Origin of the sequence: Stenotrophomonas testudinis, assembly GCF_024499815.1 — a bacterium.
Classification (GTDB): Bacteria; Pseudomonadota; Gammaproteobacteria; order Xanthomonadales; family Xanthomonadaceae; genus Stenotrophomonas.
On the sequence record NZ_JAMOKY010000031.1, the window covers coordinates 23,833 to 45,686 of the forward strand.

The window sequence follows — 21,854 nt, forward strand, 5'->3', positions numbered from 1 at the left end:
TTGCGGACCCGCCCCTTCTTTCATTTCGCCGCCGGTGCCGCGTTGGCCTGCCAGCCGCACATCTGGCCCTGGTTCTGCTGCTTCAGCCAGTCGTTGACCGGGCTGAAGTACTCGATCATCGGGCCGGCATCGAGCTTGTCACTGCCGGTCAGCTCCTTCAGCGTAGCTTGCCACGGCTGGCTGGCGCCCTTGCTCAGCATCGCCCAGTACTTCTGCCCGGCTTCCTTGTTGCCGTAGAAGGTGCACTCATGCAGCGGGCCCTTGAAGCCGGCCGCATCGCACAGGCCCTTGTAGAACTGGAACTGCAGGATGCGCGCCAGGAAGTAGCGGGTGTACGGGGTGTTGCCCGGCACGTGGTACTTCGCACCCGGATCGAAGAACTCCTCGCCACGGGTGCTGGCCGGCGCCACGCCCTGGTACTTCGCCTTCAGGTCCCACCACGCCTTGTTGTAGTTGTCTGGGGTGATCGAACCATCGAACACGCCCCAGCGCCAGCGGTCGATCATCAGGCCGAACGGCAGGAACGACACGCCCGACAGCGCCATGCGCATCTGGTTGTTGATGACCGCCTCGCGGCTCTCGGTCGGCGCGTCCACCAGGCCGATCGAGCTCAGGTACTTGGGCGTCATCGCCAGCACGATGGTGTCGCCGATCGCTTCGTGGAAGCCATCGTTGGCACCGCCCTGGAACAGCGGCGGCAGCGGGTTGTAGGCCAGGTCGTAATACAGGTGGCCCAGCTCGTGGTAGATGGTGGTGAAGTTCTCTTCGTTCGGCTTGATGCACATCTTGGTGCGCACGTCGCCTTCCATGTTCATGTCCCAGGCACTGGCGTGGCAGACCACGTCGCGGTCATCGGGCTTGATGAACTGGGTGCGTTCCCAGTACGACTGCGGCAGCGAGGGCATGCCCAGCGACACGTAGAAGTCCTGCGCGCGTTCGGTCATCTGCTTGGCGGTGCGCAGTTCGGCCTCGCGCTGCGCCTTGTACTGCGCAGCGACGTTGGCATCCTTGCCGGCCTTGGCCAGTGCCGCGCTCAGGTTGGCCTGGTACTGCTTCTCCAGCGCCGCGGTGATGTCCAGGCTGCCGGCACCCGGGTACGGTTCCAGCTGGTCCCACAGGTTGGACCAGTCCTGCTGCCACATGTTGCCCATCAGGTGCGCGGCGATCAGGCCGTTGCCCACTTCGGCCTTGTCCTTGCCGTAGGTTTTGTCCAGCTTGCCGCGCGCGTAGCAGTGCAGCTGCTCGTACATCGGCTTGACCTGTTCCCACAGGCGGTCGGTTTCCGGCCCGATCTGCTCCGGCGGCATGTCGTAGCCGCTGCGCCACATCTGCCCGGCATCGGTGAAGCCCATGCCCTTGGCGCCTTCGTTGACCAGGCTGACGAACTGCTGGTAGTCGCCGCGCATGCTCTTGGTGGTGCTGTGCCAGCCCTGCCAGGCATCGAGCTGCTTGTCGTAGTCGCGGCTGCGCGCCAGCACCTGTTCCAGCTCGCCAAGCTGGCGGCAGGAGTTGGGATCGTTGGCATCGGTGCAGTACTTGCCTGCGCCGTAGCTGCCTTCCATGCGGGTGGCGATCTGGGTCAGCTGGGCCAGCTTGGCCGGATCACGCGGCGCCGGCATCGAGGACATCAGCTTGAGCAGGTGGATGGCGCGCTTGCTGTCCTCGCTCATCGGCTGGCCTTCGAACTTGCCGGCCTGTTCGATCCAGCTGTTGAGCTGGGTCAGCGAGCGCTCGTTGGCCTTGGCGGCGATGCGTTCGGAATCGCTGTTGATGTAGGTGGAGGACAGCCACTGTGCCGAGGTCATCTCCGGGTAGGCGGCCTTGAATTCGGCGTTGATGCGGGCGACGAACTGGTCGGCGGTCTCGCCGGCGGGCGCGCTGGCGGTGGCGGCCTCGGTGCCGGGCGAAGGTTCCTTCTTGCAGGCGACCAGGGCCAGCGTGGCGGCGGCGATAGCCGAGGCCAGCAGGAGATGGCGGTGAGTCACGGGCGGTCCTTGGGTGGTGAACGACGGCCGAAGGCTAGTGGGCGCGCGTGCTGACCGCAAGTGGGGAAGGTAGGTGGGGTTCGGCAGGGCTGCGCCCTGCACCTGCAGAGGCCAAGGCAACGCCAACGTCGAAAGCGGGGTATCCGTGAGTTGGCGGGGCGGTGTCGGATTGCGGGGACGCCGCAAGTACGTCCTTGTAGGCTTGGCAGCCGCATCCATGCGGCTGACACCCCGCAATCCGACACCGCCCCGCCTTCGACAGGTTCACGCGGCTGTTGGAACCTGCTGTTGGTGGGTGCCGCCCGTTGGTCGGCACGTCTGTCAGATATCGAATGAATTCATTCGTGCCGACCAACGGTCGGCACCCACCAGAGCAGAACACCGTTCCAACAGATCGCGGGAAACTGTCGAAGGCGGGGTGGGTCCGGTTGAGGGGGTGTGAGCGCCATGGATGGCGCGACCAAGCCTCCATGGAAGGATTTACGGCGTCCCCCTCAACCGGACCCACCCCGCCAACCCTCAGCAAACCGGCTTTTGATGTTGACGTTGACGTTGACGTTGATTCTGCAGGTGCAGGGCTGCAAGCCCTGCCAGAACACCTCCCCTCAGCTCTCGCAGCCGGCGAAGAGGTCGCGAGAGCGTTCGTACAGTGCAGTCTTCACCTGCATCAGCCCCAGCACCGACGGGAACAGGTTGTCGTGGTCGGTGTGCGCCGCCGAACGCTTGCGCAGGCACTGCAGGTCCAGCCCGCGGCTGCGGGCGAAACCCGGCGAGAACCACATCGTCATCGGCACGCTGGTCTGCTCGGCCGGAGCGATCGCGTACGGTACGCCGTGCAGGAACAAGCCCTTCTCACCCAGCGATTCGCCGTGGTCGGACAGGTAGATCATCGCCGTGTCGTAGTCCTGCAGGCTCTGCAGCGTGCCGATCGTCTTGCTCAGGAAGTGGTCGGTGTACAGCACCGCGTTGTCGTAGCTGTTGACGATCTCCTCGCGCGAGCAGCGGCCGATGTCACGCGTATCGCAGGTCGGCTTGAAGCGCGCGAAGGCGGCTGGGTAGCGCTCGAAGTAAGCCGGGCCATGGTTGCCCAGCTGGTGCAGCACCACCACCCGATCGCCCGGCTTGGCACGCACCTGCGTGGCCAGGTCCTGCAGCAGGATCTCATCCATGCAGCGGCCATCCGCACACAGGCCGGGTGTGGTCGCGTCGGACAGCGACTGGAAATCAAGACCTTCGCAGACGCCCTTGCAGCCGGACTGGTTGTCACGCCACAGCGGTGTGACGCCGGCGCGGTTCAATACGTGCAGCAGCGACTGGTGCGCGCGGATCTTCTTCTCGTCGTACTCGTGGCGGCCCCAGGGCGAGTACATGCAGGGCAGCGATACTTCGGTGCTGGTGCCGCACGAATGCATGTCCGGGAAATTGATCACCGGTGCCTGCGCCAGTTCCGGGGTGGTGTTGCGCCCACCGTTGAGGCCCCAGTTCTGCGCACGCACGGTTTCGCCCATCACGATCACCAGCAGCCGCGGCTTGCTGGTCGGCGCGCGCGGGGTGGCCTTGGCATCGGTGCCGATCGGCAGCTTCGGCGCGTGCTGCACCGGGTTGTCGCTGCGCAGCGCACGCGGCAGGCCCAGCAGCACGTTGGCCGGGGTGGCCAGGTAGCGCACTTCGCGCTGGTTGCGCATCAGCGCCGAGACATCCTGGAACGAAATCAGCGCGCCACCCACGGCGGTGACCGCCGCCACCAGCAGGAAGCCCACGCGCCACAGCAGGGTGCGGCCCCAGCTGCGGCGGCGCAGTTCCACGCGCCACAGCAGCACCATCGGCAGCACCGCCAGCAGCAGCACCGGCCAGACCAGCGAGGCCGTCATCAGCTCGCGGCTTTCCTTCGGGTCGGTGGCCAGCACGTTGCGCAGCATGTCCGCATCCAGGTAGATGTGGAACTGGCTCATGTAGTGCGCGGCGAAGGCGGTCACCAGCAGCAGCGCACTGGTCACGACCTTGGCATTCCAGCGCCAGACCAGGATGCCCAGCAGCACGCCGTGCGCGCCAAGCAGCAGCAGGAACAGCGACAGTGCGTAGCGCAGGCTGCCGGGATGGCTGGCCATGGCGCTGTGCCAGAACAGGCCGTTGCCGGCGACGGCGAAGAACAGGCTGGTCAGCGCGATCAGCGCTTCGGTGGACAGCTGTGGGCGCCAGCGGTGAAGGCTGGCGAGCGCCGGCAGGCGCAGCGAACGTTGGACCGATGCATTCATGCACGCGCCTCCTGGCGGGTCGGACGTTCCAGCGTGCGCCGGGCCAGCAGCCGCTCCGTGATCAGGAACAGGCCCAGCGACAGCAGCCAACATAGCGACGCCGTGGCAACGTCATGCGAAAGAAAATGGGCGCCGCGCAGCTGCTGGCTGATGCCGAACACCAGGCCGCTGCCGAGGCCGATCCACAGCCCCGCCCAGCGCCACAGCGGGCGCCAGAGCAGGGCGAAGAAGTACAGGCACAGCCAGGCGTAGCCGGCGCTGGCATGGCCGGCCGGGAAACAGGCGCGCGCGGGCATGCCCTGGGGACGGCTGGCCAGGAGGCCGATGAAGGGTTCGTGGCCGCCATAGCGCAGCAGGTCCCAGGGGCAGTCCATCGGCACCAGCGCCTTGAGCAGAGAGATCAGGCCGGTGCCCAGCGCCATCGCCACCACCACATAGAGCAGCGCCCAGCGCAGGGTGCGGTCGCGGCCGCGACGCCAGTGGTGGAAGCACAGCAGGATCGCCACCAGTGCGGCCGCCGTGCTCAGCCACTTGCCGCCCTTGTGCACGACCGCGCGGGTCAGCCAGGCATCCTGCAGTGCCCAGTGGCCGCCCTCCAGACGGAACAGGTGGTCGGCCACCCACTGGTCCCCCCCGAAGCCCATCAACAGCACGAACAGCGGAACGCCGACGGCCAACGGCAGCAGCAGGTGCGTCAGTGCGAAACGCGATGCCAGCCACGAAGGTGTGAAGGCAAAAGCCGGGACAAGGGGACGAGCGGGCATGCGGGAAGGGGCCATGGCAGGAATCCGCGGCCATGCTCGTCACCTTCATGTCGGAGAAGGGTCGTACATCTGTTCGCGCCGGGTTAACGCGGCCCCGGCGCGAGCCAGCGTTCAGTCTTCTTCTTCTGAAGCACCGGCACGTTCGGCATGGCAGCCGGCGTCCCAGGCACTGCCCGGCAGCAGCTGCCAGCGGTTCCGGTTGGCGATGCCGATGTCGATCACCTGGGCCGGATCGACGCAGGGGCTCATGGCCTTGTCCAGCACCAGCACCCAGCGCTTTTCCGGGGCCTCGGCCAGCCACTGGCCGGCATCGTGCCACTGCTCGGCCCAGGGGCGCTTGAAGCCGAACTCACGTACCGGCCGGTCGGCCTGCAGCAGGTTCTGTTCGCGCCATGCGACCAGCGCCAGCTCGGCATCCGGACCGATCCGCTTGCCGACGCGCTGCATCAGCGCCGAGGCCGAGGCGTAGGGGTCCAGCGTGGGCATCAGCACCAGCCCATACAGCATCCACAGCATGCCGTGGGTCAGCAGCACCAGCAGGGCCGCACGACGCACCCGCAGCCAGACCGACAGCGTGGCCACGGCAATGGCGAAGACCAGCAGGCCATTGCCCAGCACCGGCAGCAGCGAATCGGGCATCGCCCGTCGCGCCAGTTGGGCCTGCACCCAGTGGCTGTCGGTCATCATCATCACGCCCAGCGTGCCGGTGGCCAGCATCAGCACCATGCTGTAGCCGAACAGGTAGCGGCGCACGCACAGGCGGCGCAGCAGGCCCGGCAGCAGCGGGGCCACGGCCAGGGCCATCGCCGGCAGCATTGGCAGCACGTAGACCTCGCGCTTGCCCGGGCTGGCGCTGAAGAACAGCAGCACCAGCAGCGCCCAGCCCAGCAGCAGCCACTGCCGGCGGTCGCCGCGGCGCAGGCGGTGCCACCAGGGTTTGGCCAGCAGCGGCAGCAGCAGGCTGCCGGGCAGCCACAGCGTCAGGATCACCTGCAGGTAGTACCAGACCGGCTGGCGGTGGTGCCAGGCGTTGGCGTAACGGGTGCCGGTCTGCTTGAACAGCAGCTCGTGCGCATACGACTGCAGCGATGCGCTGGGTTCGTGCAGCAGGGCCCAGCCCAGCGGCGCCAGCCACACCGCCGTACCCAGCAGGAAGGCCGGCAGCAGCCAAAGCAGGGTGGCCGGGTGCGGGCCGGACACGGCCTGCCCGCGGCGGCGCTGGTGCAGCCACCAGCCCAACCACGGCAGCACCATCAGCAGCGGCAGGAAGCCCACACCCTTGGTAACCGTTCCCAGGCCAGCGGCGAAGCCAGCCAGCCACAGCGCAGGCAGGTTGCGGCGTTCACTGAGGTGGCGCAGCAGGCCCCACAGGGCCACGGTGGTCATCGCCACCAGCACCATGTCGATCTGTGCGCGCTTGGCCATCAGCCCGAACTGCAGCGTGCAGAACAGCGCCGCCATCGCGTACAGGGAATGCCGTGGCGACCACAGCCGTCGCGCCAGGTCCGAGACCAGCCACAGGCTGAGCAGGGCCGCCAGCAGCGAGGGCAGCAGGAACGACCACTGCCAGCTGCCGACCACCTGGTGGGCCACCGCCTGCAGCCACATGAACACCGGCGGCTTTTCCGCGTAGAGCTCGCTGCCGCGGTGCGGCAGCAGCCATTCCCCGCTGTCGACCATGGCCCGCGCGGCCAGCACGAAGCGCGGCTCGTCCGGCGGCTGCGGCTGGCGCATGCCGATGCCGGCGCCCAGCGAGACAATCATCAGCACCCAAAGCAGGGGCAGGAACCAGCGGCGGGGCAGGGCTACGGGCACAGCGGGCTCCGGGAGCAAAACGGCCATTTTCGGAAACAGGGCGTTGGAAAGGCGTCGGAGGCAGGCGCAGGGCGACCGCATTCCGACATGGTCAGCGCTACCATGGTACGAACTTCTGTGGACATTCCGTGCATGCGCCTGTTGGTGATCGAGGACAACCGCCAGTTGGTGGCCAACCTGTTCGACTATTTCGAGTCGCGCGGGCACGTCCTCGACGTGGCCCCCGATGGCATCACCGGCCTGCACCTGGCCGCCAGCCACCCCTACGACGCGGTCATCCTGGACTGGATGCTGCCACGCATGGAAGGGCCGGAAGTGCTGCGCCGCCTGCGTACGGACCAGGGTTCGGAAGTGCCGGTGATCATGCTGACCGCCCGTGACGAGCTGCCGGACAAGATTGCCGGCTTCCGCGCCGGTGCGGATGACTACCTGACCAAGCCCTTCGCCCTGCCCGAACTGGAGGTGCGGCTGGAGGCCCTGCTGACGCGCGCGCAGGGGCGCAACCCGCGCAGGCGCCTGCAGGTGGCCGACCTGGTGCTGGACCTGGCGACCCTGGAGGCCCAGCGCGGTGGCCACGCGCTGCATCTCTACCCGGCCTGCCGCAAGCTGCTGGAAGTGCTGATGCGGGCCAGCCCCGGCGCGGTTACCCGCCAGCAGCTGGAATTCGCCCTGTGGGGCGACGAGCCGCCGGATGGCGACCTGCTGCGTTCGCACGTCTACGAACTGCGCCGCAGCGTGGATGGCCCCTTCAACGACAAGCTGATCCATACCCTGCCGCGCGTCGGCTACCGGTTGGCGGCCAGTGGCAGTGCAGGCAGTGGAAGCGATGAAGAAAGCGCCTAAGCCGGGCCCGCTGTACCGGCGTGTGATCGGCTGGCTGCTGGGCTACCTGGCGCTGATCTCGCTGGCGGTGTTCAGCGTGGGCAACTACGTGCACGAGCATGCCGAGCATGCCGCTTGGCGCGCGCTGCTCAATTCCGAACTGGACAGCATCGTCGAGCACACCGAGCACGAGCCGCAGTACCACTGGCAGGATTCGGACACCCTCAGTCTGTACCGCTTCGACGAAGCGAACATGCCTGAAACCCTGCGCGACCTGCACCCGGGCCTGCATGACGGGGTGATGGTGGGTGAGCGCGAGACGGCGGTGATGGTCCGCGACACCGGCACGATGGGGCGGGTCGCCCTGGCGCTGGACATCTCCGACTTCCACGACCTGGAACAGTTCGCCACGCGCTGGGTGATGCTGGCCGGCATCATCATGGTGTTCGTCACCGTGCTGATGGCCTCGTTCGGCATGGAACGCGTGGTGCGCCCGCTGAGCCTGCTGGCCCAGCACATCGGTGCGCTGCGGCCGGGCGAGCAGGGCCAGCGCGTCGACGTCGACCCGCGCGGCAGTTCGGAACTGCACACGATTGCCGACGCACTCAATGACTACCTGGATCGCAACGAGCAGTTCGTCGAGCGCGAGCGGGTGTTCATCAGTACGGCCAGCCACGAGCTGCGCACGCCGATCGCGGTGATGACCGGTGCGGCCGAGCTGGCGCTGGAGCAGCCGGGCCTGCCCGAACGCGCGCGCCAGCAGATGCAGCGCGTGCTGCGTACCGCGCAGGGCGTGGAGCAGCTGATCGAGCTGCTGCTGGTGCTGGCCCGCGATCCGGCCCGGCTGGCCGCGCGCGCCGAGCGCATCGCGCTGGACCAGCTGCTGCCGGAGATCGTCGACGACCATCGCCACCTGCTGGGTGACAAGGACCTGAGCATCGGCATCCAGGCCGCACCGGTGGACATCGTCGCGCCGCTGGCGGTGGTGCAGGCCGCGATCGGCAACCTGCTGCGCAATGCAATCGAGAACAGCGGGCGGGGCCACATCGAACTGCGGCTGAGCGCGCAGGCGGTACTGACCCTGCAGGACCCGGGCCATGGCATGGCACCGGAAGAGATCGCCGCCATCCACGCGCGCATGGCCCGTGGCGAACGCGCCGACCGCGGTGGCATCGGCCTGGACCTGATCGCCCGCCTGTGCGAGCACCTGCGCTGGACCCTGCACCTGCAGCCCGTCGAGCCGCGCGGCACCCTGGTCACCCTCGACTTCGGCGCGTCGCGTCCCGGCTGACCGACCAGAGCAATCACCGCCCTTTCGGGCGCTCCACGTGCTGGTCGATCAGGATCACGTTGCCGTCCGGATCGGCCAGCTGCAGATACCCCGTGCCCTGTCCGTCCGGATCCGTGCGCGTGGTCAGCTCGATGCCCTGTGCATCCAGCGCCTCCTGCAGTTCGCGCACATCTTGGAACTCGCCCAGCTCCTGCCGGAACTGGTCCCAGCCCGGGTTGAAGGTCAGCAGATTGCCTTCGAACATGCCCTGGAACAGGCCGATGACGATGCCGCCATTGCGCAGCACCAGCCAGTTGCGTGCGGCATCACCGCCGGTCACCACGAAGCCCAGCGCTTCGTAGAACCCACGCGAGGCCGCCAGATCCTTCACTGACAGGCTGACCGAGAAAGCACCCAGTTGCATGACCTGCTCCAATGGCGATGGGCTGATTCTGCGCAGGTCGTGGTGCCGCGGCAAGCAGCGCAGCATGACCCGGCGTGAAGGCGATGTTAACCTCGGGCAGCGCCGCATCCTGCGGCGTTTTTTTCCGCTCTTTCGATCGACAGAGGATCCCATGCCGACCGAACCCGCTACTGCCCTGATCAGCAACGACATCGTGGGCCTCGGCCTGATTGCCGCCACTCTTGCCCTGATCTTCTGGGCGGCCAATGGCCCGACCCCGCTGCTGAAGAAGATCTTCGCCTGGGTGCCGGCCCTGCTGCTGTGCTACTTCATCCCCGCCATCTACAACACCGCCGGTGTCATCGATGGCCACAACACCGCGCTGTACAACCCGGTGGCCCGCGACGTGCTCCTGCCGGCCGCCCTGGTCCTGCTGACCCTGTCGATCGACCTGAAGGGCATCGCCAAGCTCGGCCCGAAACTGCTCGTGGTGTTCTGCGCCGGTACCGCCGGCATCGTGCTCGGCGCCATCGTCTCCTTCCAGACCATGAAACTGATCCACCCGGAAACGGTGGCCGGTGACACCTGGGCGGGCATGGCCGCGCTGGCCGGCAGCTGGATCGGCGGTGGTGCCAACATGGTGGCCATGCGCGAGGTGTTCGGTACCGACGCCACCACCTTCGGCCAGTTCGCGGTGGTCGACGTGGCCTGCGCCAGCCTGTGGATGGCCATCCTGCTGTTCCTGGCCAACCGTGCGCAGCAGATCGATACCCGCAACGGCGCCGATACCCGCGCCATCGATGAAATGAAGGCACGCATCAGCGCCTACGACGCACAGAACGCCCGTATTCCCAGCATGACCGACCTGATGATCATCGTCGGCGTGGCGCTGGGTGGCGTCGGTCTCGCCCATGCAATCGCGGCGCCGCTGGCGGGCTGGTTCAAGGCCAACGTCAGCTGGGCCAGCCAGTTCAGCCTGGACAGCCAGTTCGTCTGGGTCATCCTGCTGTCCACCGCGATGGGCCTTGGCCTGAGCTTCACCCGCGCGCGCCGGCTGGAAGCCGCCGGTGCCTCGCGACTGGGCACGGTGTTCCTGTATTTCCTGATCGCCTGCATCGGCATGCAGATGAATCTGCTGTCGCTTCTGGACCGGCCTTGGCTGTTCCTGTTGGGCGCGATCTGGATGGCAACGCATGTGCTGGTGCTGTGGGTCGTGGCCAAGCTGCTGCGTGCGCCGCTGTTCTTCTTCGCCATCGGCTCGCAGGGCAACATCGGTGCGGCGGCGTCGGCACCGGTGGTGGCGGCGGCATTCCATCCTTCGCTGGCGCCGGTGGGCGTGTTGCTGGGCACGGTGGGCTATGCCACCGGTACCGGCCTGGCCTATGTCACCGGCTTGATCCTGAAGTGGATGGCCAACGCCTGATCACGCGGGGCTGCAGCGCCGAGCCCATGCTCGGCGGCTGCAGGGCCTGACGCATGCGCCTGCCGCTGCCGGAACTGTGCGGCGGATAACGGAATGTCGGGCGCGTGCCACGTAGCGTGGCGGCATGCGTCGCGTGGGGAAGCGGGGGGGCTCGCGGCGCAGCCTCCGCTGGCGGCTGCCAGCTTTCCCGACAGGTATGTTCATGACGAATCAATGGATGTTTCGTGCATCGGCGCTGCTCGCGCTGATGCTGGGCAGCGCTTCGGCGCTGGCACAGGCCCCGCTGCAGGCGCGGCCCGCCGATGTGCAGGCAATCTCCGATGCCAGTGCGCGCGAGGTCGCCGCGCTGATCGCGCAACCGGGCTTCGCCGACACCGCGCTCTCGGCCCTGCGTGCCGCGCCGGAACGCGGCGTGGCGCTGCAGCAGGTGGTGACGCGCTTCGATCCGCAGGCGCGTACGCTGGCCAGCAGCAGCCTGGCCCGGCAGGACGGGCAGCTGCGGCTGCGCAAGGGCCTGCCGGAGCAGGGGCCCTCTCTGCTGCAGCTGCGTGCCTACGTGCCCGAAGGCACGTCGCTGGATGCCGTCGCGCCGCGCCAGCTGTGGGTGGCCAGCCTGCCGCGTGGCAATGACCGCGACTGGACCACGCTGAACGCCTACGACGCCCAGGGCCGTGCACATTTACTGGACGCGAGGCAGGCCCCGGATTTCCCCGTGCTGATCGTCGATGTCGACACCCGCCGCTCGGTGGCCGAGGGAATGGCCCTGGTCAACGCCGGGCTTCGCGCGCGTGGCCTGCAGTCGCCAGAGCGCATCAGCCTCGCGGCCAATGGCGCCAGCGCGTCGCTGGACATCACCCGGCTGGACCGCATCCGCCTGGCCGATGACCAAGAGCCGTGGGCCTTGGGCGCGGCGGAGGTGTTCGCTATCGTTTCCGGCCTGCAGGTCGACACGACCGAGCCGGAAATGGTCACGGTCGACATGCCGTACCTGGACTATGACAACACCGATTACACCCCGCAGCAGGCACTGGTGATCTGGGGCAACTACCGGTTCAACGCGGCCAACGTGCAGTTGTTCGAGGATGACGGCGACACCAACTACCAGGAGCTGCTGGTCGCCCTGACCACGGGCGTGAAGACCGCGCTGGGGGCGTTCGCGCCGGAGTATGCGGTGATTGCCGACATTGCCGGTGCGATCCTCAAGGCCATGCCGACGTCCTGGTTCGCCAACGACATCGACTACCTGGACAGTTTCTACCTGCTGCAGCGTGGGCAGGCGTACACCGATCGCATGGGGGCGGCCAACAACGCCAAGGTCACCCTCACGCCCATCACCCTGGTGGAGTAGGACAGCAGGGCTTGCAGCCCTGCACCTGCTGGTAGTGCCGGCCGCTGGCCGGCAACCTCAAGATCAAGAGCCGAAGCTGCATTCCGTGGGATGGCGGGGTGGGTCCGGTTGAGGGGGACGCCGTGAACCCGTCCATGGGGGCTTGGTCGCGGCATCCATGCCGCTCACACCCCCTCAACCGGACCCACCCCGCCTTCGACAGTTTGCTGCGAGCTGTTGGTAACGGCGATGCGCGGCTGTTGGTAGGTGTCGACCTTGGTCGACACGATTTTTCTGTCAGATATCGACAAACAAAATGGGGTCAGATCCGTTTCCCTTCGGAAAACGGATCTGACCCCGCATGTGTCTCGCCGTCACCGGCAATCTGTCAGAGGTGGGGCGGTGTGGGCTTGCAGGACCGTTGGCGCCATGGATGGCGCCATCGAGCCCCCATGGATGGATTTACGGCGTGTCCTGCAAGCCCACACCGCCCCGCCAAACAAACAGAAACCCAGAGCCGACGCTCTTGAAGTTGCAGTTGCTCCGGCTTCTGCGGGCGCCGGGCTGCAAGCCCGGCACCCACCCAGACACCTCAACAGCAGCGACCGCCGTTGCGACCGCCGTAGCGCGCTTCCTGCCGTTCGCGGAAGAACGTCTTGTAGTCCATCGGCTCCTGATCCGGATGCTTCTCCAGCATGTGCCGGACGTAGTTGTCGTAATCAGGAATGCCACAGCAAAGACGTGCGGTCTGCACCAAGCGCCGCCAGATGCGGCGGTGCGTCTGGTACTGGCCGACGGGAACCAGTTGCGTGCTCATTACAGATCCACCATTTCGTGCGGCTTCAGCGCCACGTACGGGGTCTCGCGGTCGCTGCGCTGCGGATTGCGGCGGGCCGCCAGAATGGTCTTGATCGAGTACACCAGCACCGCACCCACCACCAGCAGGAACAGCGCGGTCAGGCTGGTGTTGACGTAGGCATTGACCACGATCTGCTGCATCTGCGCCACCGACTTGGCCGGCGCGGTGATCGTGTCGCTGGCGATCGCCGCCTGGTACTTGTGCGCCTGCGCCAGGAAGCCCTGCGCCGGGTTGCTGTCGAAGATCTTGATGAAGCCTGCATAGGTGGTGCAGATCAGCAGCCACACGGCCGGAACCGCGGTCACCCACGCGTAGCGGTCACGCTTCATCTTGAACAGCACCACCGTGCCCAGCATCAGCGCGATACCGGCCAGCATCTGGTTGGAGATGCCAAACAGCGGCCACAGCGTCTGGATGCCACCGAACGGATCGACCACGCCGGTGTACAGCAGGTAACCCCACAGCGCCACGCAGCCGGCAGTGCCGATGATGTTGGCCGTCCACGACTCGGTCTTCTTCAGCGCAGGGATGAAGTTGCCCAGCAGGTCCTGCAGCATGAAGCGACCGGCACGGGTACCGGCATCGACCGCGGTCAGGATGAACAGCGCTTCGAACAGGATCGCGAAGTGGTACCAGAAGGCCATCATCGCGTCGCTGCTGCTCGGGATCGCTTCGTGCAGGATCTGCGCGATACCCACCGCCAGCGTCGGTGCGCCACCGGCGCGATGCAGGATGGTCGGTTCACCGATGGCCGCCGCGGTGGCGGTCAGCTGTTCCGGACTGATGGTGAAGCCCCAGGTGTTGGTGATGAAGTGCGCCGCCGAAGCCGCATCGGCACCGATCACCGCCGCCGGGCTGTTCATCGCGAAGTAGATGCCCGGATCGATGATCGAGGCGGCCACCAGCGCCATCACTGCCACGAACGACTCCATCAGCATGCCGCCGTAGCCGATGTAGCGCATGTGCGATTCATTGGCGAGCAGCTTGGGCGTGGTGCCCGAGGAGATCAGGGCATGGAAGCCGGACACCGCGCCGCAGGCGATGGTGATGAACAGGAACGGGAACATGCCGCCCTTCCACACCGGGCCGTCGCCGCTGGCGGCGAACTGGGTCAGCGCCGGCATCTTCAGCTCCGGCATGACCACCAGGATGCCGATGGCCAACGCGATGATCGTGCCGATCTTCAGGAAGGTCGACAGGTAGTCGCGCGGGGCCAGCAGCAGCCACACCGGCAGAACCGAGGCGACGAAACCGTAGCCGATCAGCATCCAGGTGATCTGGACGCCGGTGAAGGTGAACGCCGGGCCCCAGGTCGGGTCGGCCGCCACCTTGCCGCCGAACCAGATCGCGGCCAGCAGCAGGACCAGGCCGACCAGCGAGATCTCGCCGATCTTGCCGGGGCGGATGTAGCGCATGTACACGCCCATCAGGATCGCGATGGGCATCGTCGCGATCACCGTGAACATGCCCCAGGGGCTTTCGGCCAGCGCCTTGACCACCACCATCGCCAGCACCGCCAGGATGATGATCATGATCAGGAAGGCACCGAACAGGGCGATGGTGCCCGGCACCTGGCCCATTTCCTCTCGCACCAGGTCACCCAGCGAACGGCCGTTGCGGCGGCTGGACAGGAACAGGACCACGAAGTCCTGCACCGCGCCGGCCAGCACCACGCCCACCACCAGCCACAGCAGGCCGGGCAGGTAGCCCATCTGCGCGGCCAGCACCGGGCCGACCAGCGGGCCTGCACCGGCGATGGCGGCGAAGTGGTGGCCGAACAGCACGTGCTTGTTGGTCGGGACGTAGTCCAGACCATCGTTGTTGATCACCGCCGGGGTGGCCCGGGTCGGATCGAGCTGCATCACCTTGTCGGCGATGAACAGGCTGTAGAAGCGGTAGGCCACCAGGTACAGCGATACCGCAGCGACCACGATCCACAATGCGTTGATGTGTTCGCCGCGGCGCAGGGCCACGGTGCCCAGACAGAATGCGCCGAGCAGGGCGAGCGCCGCCCAGCCTATTTTGGAAAACCCTTTCATGAGGTGCTCTCTCCCGGAAAGATGTTCAAAGGGTCCCGCGTGACCTGTGCACGGTCAATCGGTACGGAACCTTTCTGCGGTAGTACTTTGGTCGAACACAACGCGGGCGCCGCCGCGCGGCGGACATGACGCGCGGCGAACACCAGCGATGGAACAATCGGTTGCGGCGCCGCCCATTGGCGTTGCGGCGTGCGGCGTCCATCTTCACTGGCATCCATCCAACAGGAGTCGCCATGAGCCTTCCCGAACCGGTCCGCGTGCAGCGCACCATCCGTGGCATGCCCACCTCCGACGGCGCCGGCGTGCGGCTGACCCGTGTCATCGGCGGCCCGTCGCTGCCCGACCTCGATCCGTTCCTGCTGTTGGACGAATTCGGTACCGACCGAGCCGAGGACTACATCGCCGGCTTCCCGGAGCACCCGCACCGTGGCTTCGAGACCGTCACCTACATGCTGGACGGGCGCATGCGCCATCGTGACAACCACGGCAACGAGGGCCTGCTGACCCCGGGCAGCGTGCAGTGGATGACCGCCGGTCGCGGCCTGGTCCATTCGGAGATGCCGGAACAGGAAAGCGGGCAGATGCGCGGCTTCCAGTTGTGGGTGAACCTGCCGGCGCGCGACAAGATGACCGACCCGAAGTACCAGGAGTTCGCGCCCGAGCGCATTCCGGTGGTGCAGCCGGCCGACGGCGTGGAGGTGAAGGTGATCGCCGGTACCGTCGATGGCACGGCCGGCCCGATCGCCCAGCCGGCCACCGATCCGGTGTACCTGGACATCAGCCTCGAGGCCGACCGCGCCTGGACCTACACGCTGGCGGAAGGGCACAACGCCTTCGCCTACGTGTTCGAGGGCGGGGTGACGGTGGGTGAGCAGGACGCCGCGCGTGATGTGGCCCGCCAGGAACTGGCGGTGCTGGGCGGCGGCGAACGGCTGCACCTGTCGGCCGGGCGCGAAGGCGCACGGTTGATCCTGGTGGCGGGTCGCCCGCTGCGCGAGCCGGTCATGCGCCATGGTCCGTTCGTGATGAACACCCGGCAGGAACTGATGCAGGCCTTCGTCGATTTCCAGGAAGGCCGCTTCTGAGGGGGAGCGCCGGGCCATGCCCGGCGGCTTTCCCCGCGTCGCGCGCAAGCGCCCGTTCGCCGGGCATGGCCCGGCGCTACCGATCAATGTTGAAGTGAGGGAATGCTGCCAGGCAGTCATCCCCGTGTCCGCTCAGCGTCCGTCGGCCACGGCCGACGGGGTCAGGCTCATGCCCTGCGCCAGCTGCTGCAGGCTGCCCAGTTCCTGGGTGCTGCCCGGGTAAAGGGCGATCTGCGCGTAGCGGCCCTTGTCCAGCTTGATCACGCTGATGCGCCGCTCGGCATAGCCCGGCGGCTGCTGGCCGCCCAGGTCGGGCTGGTACCAGTACATCGATTCACCGCCGAAGCTGCCCTTTTCCTGGCGCAGCGAACGACTGAGCGGAATGCCCGGATCGCGCTGGCTGAGCATCAGGCTCAGCACTTCACGGCCATCGGCGGTGGCCGCGCGGCACACCACGAAATCAGCTTGTGCCTGCTCCTGCCACTGCAGGCCGCTGCTGGCGGGCAGCGACGGACACTCGACCGGAGCCTGCGCGGCGGCCTGGGCCGCGGCAAACAGCAGGCTCGACAACACAACAGGCGCGAACTTCATGCATCCCCCCAAGGTGGCGTGTCGCAAGGCTCCACCGGCGCGCCGGTGGCGGTAGCATCCCATCCCCGGATGCCGCGCCGTCCGCATGTGTACGGACGGTCACCCCGACCTTAACGGAACGTGAGCAATCGCACAAATTGCGGTTACAACCGTAACCATCACGAGCGGTAGAGTCGACCGTTGGTCGACTGCGGTTCTACCGCGGAAGCGGAATGAATTCTTTGTCGTCGCCGGGGATGGTACCGAAGCGACCGGCCTCCCAGTCGTGCTTGGCCTGTTCGATGCGCTCCTTGGAGCTGGACACGAAGTTCCACCACAGGTGGCGCGTGCCATCGAGCGGCTCGCCACCGAACAGCATCGCCTTCACCGGCGTCTTCGCGCGCAGGCGGCCAACGGCGCCGGCCTCGGGGATGACCAGGTGCTGGGCGGGGATGTCCACGCCATCCAGCTGGGCCTGGCCCTCGAGGATGTACAGCGCGCGTTCGCGATGGCCGTTGTCGATATCGATCTCCGCATCCGGGTCGAGGTCGATGGCCACGTTGAGCGTATCGGCAAACACCTTCACCGGCGATTCCTCGCCATAGGCGCGGCCGGCGATCACGCGCAGCCACGCGCCGTTGCGGCGCTGCTCGGGCAGGGTAGCGGCGGCATGGTGGTAGAACGCCGGCTCGATCTCCTCGTGCGACTTCGGCAGCGCGACCCAGGTCTGCATGCCGTGGATCGGGTTGTCGTGGTCGCGATCCGGTGGCGGCGTGCGTTCGGAATGGGCGATGCCACGGCCGGCGGTCATCCAGTTCACGTCACCGGGGCGGATGACCTGGTCCGAGCCCAGCGTGTCGCGGTGGCCGATGGCGCCGGACCACAGGTAGGTGACGGTGGCCAGGCCGATATGCGGGTGCGGGCGCACGTCGATGGCGGTGCCGGGGTGCATGATCGCCGGGCCCATCTGGTCGACGAACACGAACGAGCCGATGCTGCGGGCCTGCAGGGTGGGCACGGCGCGGCGCACTTCCAGGCCGCCGATGTCGTGGACGCGCGGGGCGATGATGGTGGTCATGCGGGCGTTCTCGCTGGCAGGGATCAAGAGCGCCAGCATGGCATGCGGTCGTGGCGGGCACATGCCCCATGCGGGTAACAGGTTGTTCCAGCCAACGGCGCAGCCCCTCGTGGCTGTTCTGGCGGATGGGGGGGGGCATGTGTTCGGGCCGGGCGGGTGGGCTGCGCAGGGAACGCTGCAAGTACGTCCATGTAAGCTCCGTCGCCGCATCCATGCGGCTCACGCCCCTGCGCAACCCACCCGCCCGGCCCCCGACAGTTTCCGGGCGCGTCAGCCACGGAAAAGAAAAAAGAAAATCAAAATCAAACGCAGGTCGCTTCGCTCGTACCCACCCAGGCGTGGACCAAGCGTGTCGACCAAGGTCGACACCTAACGGATTCGGGGTTTACCCACTGTCACCGGAAAGCTTTCCGGGGTGGGGCGGTGTGGGCTTGCAGGACCGCAGGCGCCACGGATGGCGCCTACGAGCCCCCAAGGATGGGTTTACGGCGTGTCCTGCAAGCCCACACCGCCCCGCCCAACAAACAGAAAAGCCAGAGCCGGCTGCTGCTACGGCTCTGGCTTCGGCTGTTGTTGTTGCTGTTGCCTCAGCAGGTGCCGGGCCGCAGGCCCGGCCGACAAACTCAGACCACGGGTTCGCGCAGGACCGGGTTGTCCCAGCCCGGGCGCGGGGCGAATCGGTCGCCGTGGCGCTGCTGCAGCGCCTTCAGCCGCCCGACGATCGCATCGGCACCCACCGCACGGATGTGCTGGATCGGACCGCCGCGGAACGGGGCAAAGCCCGTACCGAAGATCACTCCGGCATCAAGCAGGTCCGCGTCGGCCACCACGCCTTCGTGCAGGCAGGCCACCGCGTCGTTCAGCAGCGGCAGGATCAGGCGGTCTTCCAGGTCCGCCGGGGCCTGGTAGTCGCGGGCCACGTCCGGCTTCTTCGCCCGGCCGTTTTCCCAGGTGTAGATGCCCTGGCCATCCTTCTTGCCGCGCTTGGCCGGGTCCACCGTCGCCAGCGCCTCGGGCACCTGCAGGCCCAGGAACGGTGCCAGCTCCTTGCCCACGCCGGCGGCCACGTCCAGGCCCACCGTGTCGATCAGTTCGATCGGGCCCATCGGCATGCCGAACTTCACCGCCGCCTTGTCGATCACCGGGCCCGGAATGCCTTCGGCATAGGCGGTGGCCGCTTCCAGCATGTACGGGAACAGCACGCGGTTGACCAGGAAGCCCGGACTACCGGCCACCGGCACCGGGAACTTGCCCAGCGCCTTGCAGAACGCGGCCAGGCGGCGCTCGGTCTCCGGCGCCATGCCGTCGTGGTGGATGATTTCCACCAGCGGCATCTGCGCCACCGGGTTGAAGTAGTGCAGGCCGGCGAACTGGGCCGGGCGCTGGATGTGGTCGCGCAGTTCCACCAGCGGAATCGACGAAGTGTTGGTGGTCAGCAGCGCGTCCAGCTTCATCTTCGGTTCCAGCGTCTGGTACAGCGCACGCTTGGCCTCCGGGTTCTCGATGATCGCTTCGATGACCAGGTCGGCCTCGGCCACGCCGTTGCCTTCCAGGTCGGCACGCAGGCGCGCCGCTACCGCCGGGCGCTTGCTCTCGTCGCGCACCTTCTTGGCGAACAGGGCCTGCGCACGTTCCATGGCCGGGTCGATGAAGCGCTGCTCACGGTCCTGCAGCGTCACCTCGAAGCCCTTGTAGGCGGCCCAGGCGGCAATGTCGCCGCCCATCACGCCGGCGCCGACCACGTGCACGTGGCGGATGCCGGAATCGCCGCCGCCCAGGCCCTTCAGGCGTTCGGTCAGGAAGAAGATGCGGATCAGGTTGCGCGCGGTTGGCGTGCTGGCCAGCTTCACCACGGCGCGGCGCTCGGCGTCCAGGCGCGCCTGCACCGGCTTGCCGGCGGTGCGCTGCCAGGTACTGATCAGCGCGTACGGCGCCGGGTACTGGTCCTTCTTCGCCTTGCGTGCGACCTGCTTGACCATCTGCGGGGCCAGCAGCTTGCGCGCCAGCCAGGTGTTGGTTGCCCAGGCGGTGGCGCGCTGCTTGAACGGGCGGGTGGTGCCGGACAGGGCCAGGGCCACGGCGGTATCGAGTACCACCGCTGGGGCCACCACCTTGTCGACCAGGCCGATGCCGCGGGCGGCCGAGGCCGACAGGGTGCGGCCGGTCAGCATCATGTCCATCGCCGCGGGCGCGCCCACCAGCTGCGGCAGCCGCGCGCTGCCGCCCCAGCCCGGGAAGATGCCCAGCTGGGTCTCCGGCAGGCCGATGCGGGTGCTGCTGTCATTGGAGGCCACGCGGTAGCGGCAGGCCAGCGCCAGCTCGGTGCCGCCGCCCAGGCAGTGGCCGTGGATGGCCGCCACGGTGGGGCAGGGCAGCTCGGCCAGCTTCTGGTAGGTGGACTGGCCGCGGCGGATCGCGTCGTTCACGGTGCCGCGGCGGTCGAACTCCTGGAACTCCTTCAGGTCCGCCCCGGCGATGAAGCCGGCCTTCTTCAGCGACTGGATGACCACGCCCTTGGGCGGGTCCAGGGCGATGCGCTCGAGCAGGTCGCCCAGCTCCAGCAGCACGTCCTGCGACATCGCGTTGACACTGCTGTCCTGACGATCCAAAGACAGCACGACCACGCCGTCATCGCGGATCTCGGGGTGCCAGTGGCTGAAGCGGAGACCATCGAAGCCTGAGAGCATGAACGTTCCATCCGGTTGTGTATGGAGAAGCGGCTATGATCCAGAGGTTGTTTCCCCCGCGTCAAATCCCTATAGCTGGGGAGTGGCGACCCCGGATCCATGGCCCCGGACCGGGACGCTAGCGGAACGGTGGTTAAAAGCTGGTGCGGCGCCAGGTGATCGGCGACTGAACTTTTCCCGGGATTGGCAGTCTCATTGCCCGACGTCGGTTGGGCTGACAGGAGTGCGGCCCCTCATGGCCGATGTTGAAACACCGCAGGAGCTGGATCTGGAACTGGTCCGGCGCGTGCAGCGCGGCGAGAGCGCGGCCTTCGATGTCCTGGTACGCAAGTACCAGCACCGGGTCGTCGGTCTGGTCGGTCGCTACATCGCCGACTGGAGCGAATGTCAGGACGTCGCCCAGGACACTTTCATCCGCGCCTACCGCGCGATCGGAAGTTTCCGTGGCGATGCCCAGTTCTCCACCTGGTTGCATCGGATCGCCGTGAATACCGCTAAAAACTACCTGGCTTCACACAACCGACGCCCGCCGACTGATGACATCGACATCGGCGACGCCGAGCAGTTCGATACCGGGACACGCCTGCGCGACACCGACACGCCCGAACGCGAGTTGATGCGCCAGGAGCTGGAACAGACGGTGATGAAGGCCGTCAACGCGCTGCCGGAAGAACTCCGGTCGGCGATCACCCTGCGCGAGGTGGAAGGCCTGAGTTACGAGGAAATCGCGCAGAAGATGGGGTGCCCGATCGGCACCGTGCGGTCCCGGATCTTCCGGGCGCGCGAGGCGATCGACACTGAACTCCGGCCGCTGCTGGACATCGGCAGCGCCACCCGCGAGAAGAGCCGCGTATGACCCACAGTCCGTTGAACGAATCGCAGAACCACCAATCCCCCGCCGGGCAGCGCCTGGACCAGCGCCACCGCGAACAGCTGTCGGCCCTGGTCGATGGCGAGCTCGGTGCCGATGAGGCCCGCTTCCTGCTGCGCCGCATGGAACACGACCCGGAACTGTCCGGCAGCCAGGAACGCTGGCAGCTGCTCGGTGACGTCATGCGTGGCCAGGCCTCGCTGCTGGCCCCGCCGGGGTTCAGTGCCGCCGTGGCTGCTGCCATCGCCGCCGAGCCGGCGACGCGGGCCGAGCCGCGCCGCCTGGTGCGCCGCACCGGTTGGCGTGCCTGGGGTGGCGGTGCCGCACTGGCCGCCTCGGTGGCCGCCGTGGCCCTGTTCATGGGCGGCGAGAAACTGAAGGATGCCGGTCCCGGCGAAGCCCTGCCGCAGGTGGTGGCCAGCCAGGCCGAACTGGCGCCTGCGCCCGACCAGGCCGCGGTCACCGAAGCCTCGGCCGACTCCGCTGCGATGGCCGTGGTCGCCGCCCCGGCCGTGGCGATGGCCACCAGCCGCCGCCAGGACGCCCGCCGCGCCAGGGCCACCCGCAGCCAGCAGGCCGCGCGCGTGGCCCAGCGGGACGA

The 21,854-nt window shown here is 67.5% G+C and carries 17 protein-coding genes; 7 read left to right on the top strand and 10 right to left on the bottom strand.

Annotated features, from left to right (window positions below):
• Positions 1 to 20: 20 nt before the first annotated feature.
• The 4 genes from NQ204_RS15030 to NQ204_RS15045 all read right to left on the bottom strand — a co-directional run bounded on the left by NQ204_RS15030 (position 21) and on the right by NQ204_RS15045 (position 6,819).
• On the bottom strand, positions 21 to 1,985 hold the full coding sequence (locus tag NQ204_RS15030) for a M2 family metallopeptidase (RefSeq protein ID WP_116864299.1): 1,965 nt from the start codon (positions 1,983 to 1,985) through the stop codon (positions 21 to 23).
• Between the two features lie 605 nt (positions 1,986 to 2,590).
• Positions 2,591 to 4,240 carry a phosphoethanolamine transferase gene (locus tag NQ204_RS15035; protein ID WP_256644301.1) on the bottom strand — a complete coding sequence of 550 codons (1,650 nt, stop codon included), beginning with the start codon at positions 4,238 to 4,240 and terminating at the stop codon, positions 2,591 to 2,593.
• Positions 4,237 to 5,004, bottom strand: coding sequence for a phosphatase PAP2 family protein (locus tag NQ204_RS15040; protein ID WP_256644302.1), 768 nt, complete (start codon positions 5,002 to 5,004; stop codon positions 4,237 to 4,239). The genes NQ204_RS15035 and NQ204_RS15040 overlap by 4 nt, the downstream gene beginning before the upstream one ends.
• Positions 5,005 to 5,115: 111 nt before the next feature.
• Complete coding sequence (locus NQ204_RS15045) at positions 5,116 to 6,819, bottom strand: ArnT family glycosyltransferase (RefSeq protein WP_256644303.1); 1,704 nt, start codon at positions 6,817 to 6,819, stop codon at positions 5,116 to 5,118.
• 132 nt (positions 6,820 to 6,951) lie between these two features.
• Between NQ204_RS15045 and NQ204_RS15050 the strand changes: the two genes are divergently transcribed.
• Complete coding sequence (locus tag NQ204_RS15050; RefSeq protein ID WP_116865131.1) at positions 6,952 to 7,662, top strand: response regulator transcription factor; 711 nt, start codon at positions 6,952 to 6,954, stop codon at positions 7,660 to 7,662.
• Positions 7,646 to 8,932, top strand: a complete 1,287-nt coding sequence (locus NQ204_RS15055; RefSeq protein ID WP_116865132.1) for a sensor histidine kinase — start codon at positions 7,646 to 7,648, stop codon at positions 8,930 to 8,932. Before NQ204_RS15050 ends, NQ204_RS15055 begins: the two co-directional genes overlap by 17 nt.
• A gap of 13 nt (positions 8,933 to 8,945) precedes the next feature.
• Here the strand turns inward: NQ204_RS15055 and NQ204_RS15060 are convergent, their stop codons facing one another.
• Entirely contained in the window at positions 8,946 to 9,335 is a 390-nt protein-coding gene (locus NQ204_RS15060) for a VOC family protein (protein WP_108769603.1), read from the bottom strand.
• 151 nt (positions 9,336 to 9,486) lie between these two features.
• On the opposite strand from NQ204_RS15060, the gene NQ204_RS15065 reads away from it, so the two are divergent.
• A complete protein-coding gene (locus NQ204_RS15065; RefSeq protein WP_116865133.1) occupies positions 9,487 to 10,737 on the top strand; it encodes a DUF819 family protein in 1,251 nt (416 codons plus the stop codon).
• A gap of 217 nt (positions 10,738 to 10,954) precedes the next feature.
• Positions 10,955 to 12,085 carry a DUF3103 family protein gene (locus tag NQ204_RS15070; RefSeq protein WP_165835751.1) on the top strand — a complete coding sequence of 377 codons (1,131 nt, stop codon included), beginning with the start codon at positions 10,955 to 10,957 and terminating at the stop codon, positions 12,083 to 12,085.
• 571 nt (positions 12,086 to 12,656) lie between these two features.
• Here NQ204_RS15070 and NQ204_RS15075 read toward each other — a convergent pair.
• On the bottom strand, positions 12,657 to 12,881 hold the full coding sequence (locus tag NQ204_RS15075) for a YbdD/YjiX family protein (protein ID WP_108765908.1): 225 nt from the start codon (positions 12,879 to 12,881) through the stop codon (positions 12,657 to 12,659).
• Positions 12,881 to 14,962: a carbon starvation CstA family protein gene (locus NQ204_RS15080; RefSeq protein ID WP_116865352.1), complete on the bottom strand. Its 2,082-nt coding sequence runs from the start codon at positions 14,960 to 14,962 to the stop codon at positions 12,881 to 12,883. Before NQ204_RS15080 ends, NQ204_RS15075 begins: the two co-directional genes overlap by 1 nt.
• A gap of 233 nt (positions 14,963 to 15,195) precedes the next feature.
• Between NQ204_RS15080 and NQ204_RS15085 the strand changes: the two genes are divergently transcribed.
• Complete coding sequence (locus tag NQ204_RS15085; RefSeq protein ID WP_256644304.1) at positions 15,196 to 16,047, top strand: pirin family protein; 852 nt, start codon at positions 15,196 to 15,198, stop codon at positions 16,045 to 16,047.
• Between the two features lie 132 nt (positions 16,048 to 16,179).
• Here the strand turns inward: NQ204_RS15085 and NQ204_RS15090 are convergent, their stop codons facing one another.
• The 3 genes from NQ204_RS15090 to NQ204_RS15100 all read right to left on the bottom strand — a co-directional run bounded on the left by NQ204_RS15090 (position 16,180) and on the right by NQ204_RS15100 (position 20,382).
• Positions 16,180 to 16,638, bottom strand: a complete 459-nt coding sequence (locus tag NQ204_RS15090) for a hypothetical protein (protein ID WP_116865350.1) — start codon at positions 16,636 to 16,638, stop codon at positions 16,180 to 16,182.
• 196 nt (positions 16,639 to 16,834) lie between these two features.
• A complete protein-coding gene (locus NQ204_RS15095) occupies positions 16,835 to 17,695 on the bottom strand; it encodes a pirin family protein (protein ID WP_116865353.1) in 861 nt (286 codons plus the stop codon).
• Positions 17,696 to 18,318: 623 nt separating this feature from the next.
• The gene (locus tag NQ204_RS15100) at positions 18,319 to 20,382 is read right to left on the bottom strand and encodes a 3-hydroxyacyl-CoA dehydrogenase NAD-binding domain-containing protein (RefSeq protein ID WP_256644305.1); all 2,064 of its coding nucleotides are present in this window, start codon (positions 20,380 to 20,382) and stop codon (positions 18,319 to 18,321) included.
• A gap of 235 nt (positions 20,383 to 20,617) precedes the next feature.
• Between NQ204_RS15100 and rpoE the strand changes: the two genes are divergently transcribed.
• Together rpoE and NQ204_RS15110 are read left to right on the top strand one after the other, a co-directional pair.
• Complete coding sequence (gene rpoE, locus NQ204_RS15105; protein ID WP_079222753.1) at positions 20,618 to 21,238, top strand: RNA polymerase sigma factor RpoE; 621 nt, start codon at positions 20,618 to 20,620, stop codon at positions 21,236 to 21,238.
• A partial coding sequence (locus NQ204_RS15110) for a sigma-E factor negative regulatory protein (RefSeq protein WP_256644306.1) occupies positions 21,235 to 21,854 on the top strand: 620 nt, incomplete at its 3' end. The genes rpoE and NQ204_RS15110, both read left to right, overlap by 4 nt.

Coding starts and splice junctions, on each gene's coding strand:
- NQ204_RS15035 (WP_256644301.1), bottom strand. CDS start 4,240: ATGAATGCATCGGTCCAACGTTCGCTGCGCCTGCCGGCGCTCGCCAGC.
- NQ204_RS15040 (WP_256644302.1), bottom strand. CDS start 5,004: ATGCCCGCTCGTCCCCTTGTCCCGGCTTTTGCCTTCACACCTTCGTGG.
- NQ204_RS15050 (WP_116865131.1), top strand. CDS start 6,952: ATGCGCCTGTTGGTGATCGAGGACAACCGCCAGTTGGTGGCCAACCTG.
- NQ204_RS15055 (WP_116865132.1), top strand. CDS start 7,646: ATGAAGAAAGCGCCTAAGCCGGGCCCGCTGTACCGGCGTGTGATCGGC.
- NQ204_RS15060 (WP_108769603.1), bottom strand. CDS start 9,335: ATGCAACTGGGTGCTTTCTCGGTCAGCCTGTCAGTGAAGGATCTGGCG.
- NQ204_RS15065 (WP_116865133.1), top strand. CDS start 9,487: ATGCCGACCGAACCCGCTACTGCCCTGATCAGCAACGACATCGTGGGC.
- NQ204_RS15070 (WP_165835751.1), top strand. CDS start 10,955: ATGTTTCGTGCATCGGCGCTGCTCGCGCTGATGCTGGGCAGCGCTTCG.
- NQ204_RS15075 (WP_108765908.1), bottom strand. CDS start 12,881: ATGAGCACGCAACTGGTTCCCGTCGGCCAGTACCAGACGCACCGCCGC.
- NQ204_RS15080 (WP_116865352.1), bottom strand. CDS start 14,962: ATGAAAGGGTTTTCCAAAATAGGCTGGGCGGCGCTCGCCCTGCTCGGC.
- NQ204_RS15085 (WP_256644304.1), top strand. CDS start 15,196: ATGAGCCTTCCCGAACCGGTCCGCGTGCAGCGCACCATCCGTGGCATG.
- NQ204_RS15090 (WP_116865350.1), bottom strand. CDS start 16,638: ATGAAGTTCGCGCCTGTTGTGTTGTCGAGCCTGCTGTTTGCCGCGGCC.
- NQ204_RS15095 (WP_116865353.1), bottom strand. CDS start 17,695: ATGACCACCATCATCGCCCCGCGCGTCCACGACATCGGCGGCCTGGAA.
- NQ204_RS15100 (WP_256644305.1), bottom strand. CDS start 20,382: ATGCTCTCAGGCTTCGATGGTCTCCGCTTCAGCCACTGGCACCCCGAG.
- rpoE (WP_079222753.1), top strand. CDS start 20,618: ATGGCCGATGTTGAAACACCGCAGGAGCTGGATCTGGAACTGGTCCGG.